At 58.4% G+C, this 4,938-nt stretch carries 6 protein-coding genes and 1 pseudogene; 3 read left to right on the top strand and 4 right to left on the bottom strand.

Annotation, left to right across the window (positions count from 1 at the left end; translation table 11 throughout):
* Nucleotides 1-73: 73 nt before the first annotated feature.
* Complete coding sequence (locus P1S46_11575) at nt 74-568, bottom strand: universal stress protein (GenBank protein ID MDF1537114.1); 495 nt, start codon at nt 566-568, stop codon at nt 74-76.
* 326 nt (nt 569-894) lie between these two features.
* Between P1S46_11575 and P1S46_11570 the strand changes: the two genes are divergently transcribed.
* Nucleotides 895-1,425, top strand: a complete 531-nt coding sequence (locus P1S46_11570; GenBank protein ID MDF1537113.1) for a hypothetical protein — start codon at nt 895-897, stop codon at nt 1,423-1,425.
* A gap of 16 nt (nt 1,426-1,441) precedes the next feature.
* Complete coding sequence (locus P1S46_11565; protein MDF1537112.1) at nt 1,442-2,221, top strand: AAA family ATPase; 780 nt, start codon at nt 1,442-1,444, stop codon at nt 2,219-2,221.
* Between the two features lie 125 nt (nt 2,222-2,346).
* Here the strand turns inward: P1S46_11565 and P1S46_11560 are convergent.
* From P1S46_11560 to P1S46_11550, 3 genes and pseudogenes are all read right to left on the bottom strand, one after another.
* A pseudogene (locus tag P1S46_11560) lies at nt 2,347-2,899 on the bottom strand (ferredoxin-thioredoxin reductase catalytic domain-containing protein).
* The gene (locus P1S46_11555; protein MDF1537111.1) at nt 2,896-3,138 is read right to left on the bottom strand and encodes a glutaredoxin family protein; all 243 of its coding nucleotides are present in this window, start codon (nt 3,136-3,138) and stop codon (nt 2,896-2,898) included. Before P1S46_11555 ends, P1S46_11560 begins: the two are co-directional and overlap by 4 nt.
* Before the next feature lie 172 nt (nt 3,139-3,310).
* Complete coding sequence (locus tag P1S46_11550) at nt 3,311-4,048, bottom strand: MBL fold metallo-hydrolase (protein ID MDF1537110.1); 738 nt, start codon at nt 4,046-4,048, stop codon at nt 3,311-3,313.
* A gap of 239 nt (nt 4,049-4,287) precedes the next feature.
* Between P1S46_11550 and P1S46_11545 the strand changes: the two genes are divergently transcribed.
* A complete protein-coding gene (locus P1S46_11545) occupies nt 4,288-4,866 on the top strand; it encodes a hypothetical protein (GenBank protein MDF1537109.1) in 579 nt (192 codons plus the stop codon).
* The last annotated feature ends 72 nt before the right edge of the window (nt 4,867-4,938 follow it).

Raw genomic sequence — 4,938 nt, 5'->3', positions numbered from 1 at the left:
CTTTAGTATTCCGCACAAGCGAACGACTCAGCAACGCCGCCGGAACGAAAAAGAACCTCGTGAATAGTCCGGGCTAGCTCTGTGCCCCGCTCCTGTCCTTCTTCCTCCTGGCGCGTCTTTTGATGAGCTGTTCCTCGGTGTCGATACTCAGGGGGATGACCACAACTTCGCACATGGCGTCCCTGATGACCTTCTCCGAGGCGTTGGAGACGAAAAGGTGGGCCCACGCTCCTCCCCGGTGGCTGCCGATGACGATGAGATCGACCTTCTCCTCTTCGGCGACCTTGATGATCTCCCGTGCGGGCGCGCCCATGACAAGCCTGTAAGCTGTCCCGGGAGCGAAATCTTCGACGAATTCAACGAGTTCCTTCCGGGCGACGTCCATGAGCTCTTTTTTCGCCAGGTTGGTGGACATGTGCGGGATGTGGAACCCGGCAAACTCGGCCGGGTCGGGCACGATATGGCACAGGATAAGCTCGTCACCCTCCTGCTGGTAAAATTTGCCCCGCTCGAGGACGATCTCGGAATCCTCGCTCAGGTCGACAGGAACCATTATCTTGCGGCTCAAACCGTCCCCCCTTTCTCCTGCAAAGGAAAAACGCCGCCCAGTGGCGGCGATCAACGGCGATCAGGGTAAGGGGGGTATATACCACACCAGCCGGACGGGAACAACCCGAAATCCATGACCCGTAATCCTCCGGAAACGCACTTCTGGTCGGAACATCGGGGACGGCGGGTGATGTCGATACCGGATAGTCAGCGTACCAGCAAGACCGTTGTGCCAAAAAAGACCCCTCAGGCGCCCCGACCGGGAGCCGGACCTTCCCAGTTGCGGGTTAAGGGTTTTTACCAGTCCATCATATTTTCCCTGAATTTGTGGTAGAATACCGACCCATGGACACAAAAAACTCTCCCGCGACGACGATCTTTTCCCTGGCCCTTGGCACCCTTGCCTGTGCTCTGGCTGCCTTCCCTCCCCAGGCCTCGGCAGGCCCGGTGAATGTGGAAGCCATGAAGCTTCCCCAGCAAGCCGCCGACCCCTACGCTGTCCAGATCTCCCTGGGCCCATGTCACGAGTACGATCCGGTCTACTACGCCCCGGGCGCGGATACCTGTCCGATCCTGGCCTTCAGGGTTCTGGTCCTCAGGTACACCCGCCACGACAACCTTGTGATCGAGGAGCTGCAGTTCTCAGGTGAAGGATGCCGGGAACTCCAGGTGAGGAGCAGTTATTCCGTCAACGGTGTCAGGTTGGGGTATCTCCTGAAGGAGGGGAGCCAGTTCGCCCAGGGGTTGAGCTTCGTCAGGTGGGAGTCCTGGGACAGCTGCGTCATCGAGTCCCGGAAGAAAGAGTTCAGGCTCAAGCTGGGGCGGGACGGTGTGATCACCGCCGAACCGGCCCCGCGCACGGAACCGGCCAACTGATCTCGAGGAACCGGGGATGATCCACCTCCAGGAGGTCCGGTTCAAGTTTCGGGAGTACCCGGAAACCAACGAGTACCCTTTCGGTCTGCCCCTTCTGAAAAACACCCGATCCCTCCCTTTCCTGTTGCCTGTGACCCTCTTTGCCGGGGAGAACGGGACCGGGAAGTCAACGATCCTGCGGGCCATCTGCCGAGCAGCCGGGATCCACATCTGGGAAGAGCAGGGCCGGCGTCGTCACGCCAAAAGCCCCTTTGAAGAAAGACTCCACGATTACCTCCAGGCTTGCTGGTCCAATGGGGCTGTTCCCGGATCCTTCTTCTCCTCCGACATTTTCAGGACCTTCGCTTCCGCTCTCGACGAGTTCGCTGTGTCCGATCCGGGCATCCTGAAATATTTCGGGGGAAGCTCCCTCATGAACCAGTCCCACGGGCAGTCCCTGCTCTCCTTCTTCGGGTCCAGGTACAGTATCGAGGGCCTGTACCTCCTGGACGAACCGGAAACGGCCCTGTCGCCCAGAAGCCAGGTGCGGCTCCTCAAGATCATCAGGGAGGCCGCCTGGCGCGGCCACGCCCAGTTCATCATCGCCAGCCACTCGCCCATCCTCCTGGCCTGCCCCGGCGCCACCGTCTACAGCTTCGACCACCTCCCGCCGAAGGTGGTGGAGTATGAAGAGACGGAATACTACAAGGTTTACAAGGAATTTCTCGAGGACAGGGGGAAATTCCTTGGGCAGGAATCAGGAATCCCTTCGACAGGCTCAGGGCAGGGCAGGAATCAGAAATCAGTTAAAGGCTAAATCAAAAGCACTAACACAGTCGCTCTGTGAGAAAGCTTTTAATTTTGTTCTTAAGCTATTAAGCAGGTGGCTGCGAGTTTTTGACCTTATTCTGATTCCTGGTTTCCGATTCCCGGTTTCTGCTCTTACATGAACCTCTCAAACCGGTCCTTGTCCGCTTTACAGATGGGACACTTTCCGGGGGGATGCTCCCGGGCGCACAGGTAACCGCACACCTTGCACCGCCACACCGGGTAGGCTAATACGTCCGCGCGTACGTCCGTGGATGCGTGAGTCCGTGAATTCAGCTCTTTCGCCCCTTCGCCCCCTCGCCCCCTCGGACGATCTATCCCGTTCGCTCTTCAGCGGCCTTCTCTCCGGGATAGATCGTGCCTCCCTCTTCCCTTCCGCGATCTCGTTTGACACGTAAAGGGCGCAGTAGCAGGCGCCGAACTGGTCGAGATCCGGGTCCCGGTAGTCGCAGGGGCAGATGATGTCCAGGTCCTCATCGCGGGAGCCCCCGGCCAGGCGGCACGGGCAGGAGGGGTAGCCGTAACGGTCGATGTTCACAACAAGTGCCTCGAGGAGTTCCCTGGTGAACTCCTCGTCGGGGTTAAGGTGATACCCTCCTGCTTCAGCGTCTGCGAGAAGCTTGCGGAACATCATTTCGATCCTCCGGGCGGAGGGCTGGCCGGTCATAGCCCCAGGATCTCCTCGAGCCGTTCGGGGTCAAAGCCCGAGAAGCATTCCTGATCGTTGATCACCACGGTCGGGAAAGAGCAGGAGGGGTTCCACTTGCGGACCTCGTCCATGATCGCTTCATGCTCCCTGTCCGGGGCCAGGTCTACATCGACGTAGCTGTATTCGAACCCCTTCTGATCGAGCCATCTTTTCATCCTCCGGCACCACACGCACGTGCTGAGGGTGTAGAGAAAGATCTTCGACCTGTTCTACTTTCATGTTTATCTCCAGTGGTCCAGCTGTCTGCCGGAAATTGAAGGTATTTTGACATCTGCCGGCTTGCAAAGTTTGCTTTTCTGCGTTCTGCGTTCTGCCCTTCCCCTTTGGACTTTGGGCTTTGGGCTTTGGACCGCCCTTCCGCCCTGCGCCCTATTTCATCGACCGTACCCTGACTTCGATGTCACTTTCGTCGGCCAGGAGCTGCAACAGCTTTTTCATGTCGGTGTCGCCGTAATGGTAGGGGTACAGGATCTTCGGGCGGACCATTCTTGCCGCGTCGGCGAACATCTCCGGGGTCATGGTGTAGGGAAGGTTGACTGGCAGGAAGGCGATGTCGACTGGGCCCAGGCTCCTCATGTCGTCGATGTTCTCCGTGTCTCCGGCGATGTACACCCGCTTGTCACCGAAGGAGACGAGGTAGCCGTTGTCCCGGCCCGGCGGGTGGAACGGTTCGTCATTGTCCCTCTTGTGGACAACGTTGTAGGCCGGGACCGCCTCGATGGGAAGGTCCAGGACCGTCAGCTTCTGGCCGTTCTCCATGACCCGGGCACCGCTCAGCGATTCCGCGGCGGCAGGGTTTGCCACAATGACGGTGGTTTTTGTCCGGATCGCCTCAATGGCCTTCATGTCCAGGTGGTCCCCATGTCCGTGGGTGATGAGGATCAGGTCGGCATCGGGCAGACGGTTGTAATCGGTGAGCTTGCTGTAAGGGTCCACGTGGATCACCCTGCCGGCAAAGGTCATCATCAGTGTACCGTGACCGATAAAGGTGATCCCCAGGTCGCCGCCCGAGGTCTTGAAGATATCTTTTTCCAGGGGGTTATCGGCAAATACCATGACTGGAACGGTCACCAGGGCGAGAAAGAAAAGGGCAGCTGCTGTATTCATATATTTTCCTCCCTTGATTTTTCATGAATTCATTCTAGCATGGTTCGATGAACTACATTCAGAAGTCGGTTGGGGCTCCCCGGCAGACTTCTGAATATGGGGCCTACAATGTTATTATAAGATGTGGGTGGCGGCTCGTCCACGCAGACGGGACAATAATTGATGGACTTTTTGCGGGTCCATCAATTCGGGCTGGCGGGGATATGAGGGCGCTGGCAGATGTTTTTCGGGAGGAGCAAATGGTTAACGATCTGACGAGGGTGGATCCGGTTCAGGGTTACAGGGTGCTCCAGGTCATCTGGGGAGGGATGATACTGGGGGTGGGCATTCTTGCAGCGGTAGCGTTGTTCGCCCCTCTGGACTCCCGTGTCGCCGTGTCTGTACCATCAGCCGCCCTGGTTCTCGGCGTCATTGCCGGAGTCCTTTTTGCGGTGCAGCTCAAGATCCGCGAAAATCTCAGCGACAGGAAGCTGTTTCCCCGGATCCTTGACCTGGATTCCTGGGGTCTTGGGTCCGAAGCGGCTATCAGGCTCAAGGAACTGCGTGTGCCCGAACGGGGAGCCCAACTCATTCTCCAGGCCCATGTGATCCTGGGGATCATCACCTGGGCATTGGCCGAGGTAATGGCTGTCCTGGGCCTCATCCTGACCTTCCTGACCGGGGAACCCCGTTTCATGGCGGTGTTCGGTGTCATCGCACTGCTCGAACTGATGTGGTTCCGGCCTGCCCGGAGGACCTACGAGGGTCAGATGGTGAGGTGGGGGAGGTATGTGGAAAGCCATCGAGCGGGACAGGGGGAGCCTCCGCCCGAAGGCTAGCCCGGACTATTCACGAGGTTCTTTTCCGTTCCGGCGGCGTTGCTGAGTCGTTCGCTTGTGCGGAATACTAAA

It is taken from the genome of bacterium, from assembly GCA_029210545.1.
In the GTDB taxonomy this organism is placed as follows: Bacteria; BMS3Abin14; BMS3Abin14; order BMS3Abin14; family BMS3Abin14; genus JARGFV01.
The sequence above is the reverse complement of the archived record's forward strand: the minus strand, read 5'-3'. Positions and strand labels throughout refer to the sequence as shown.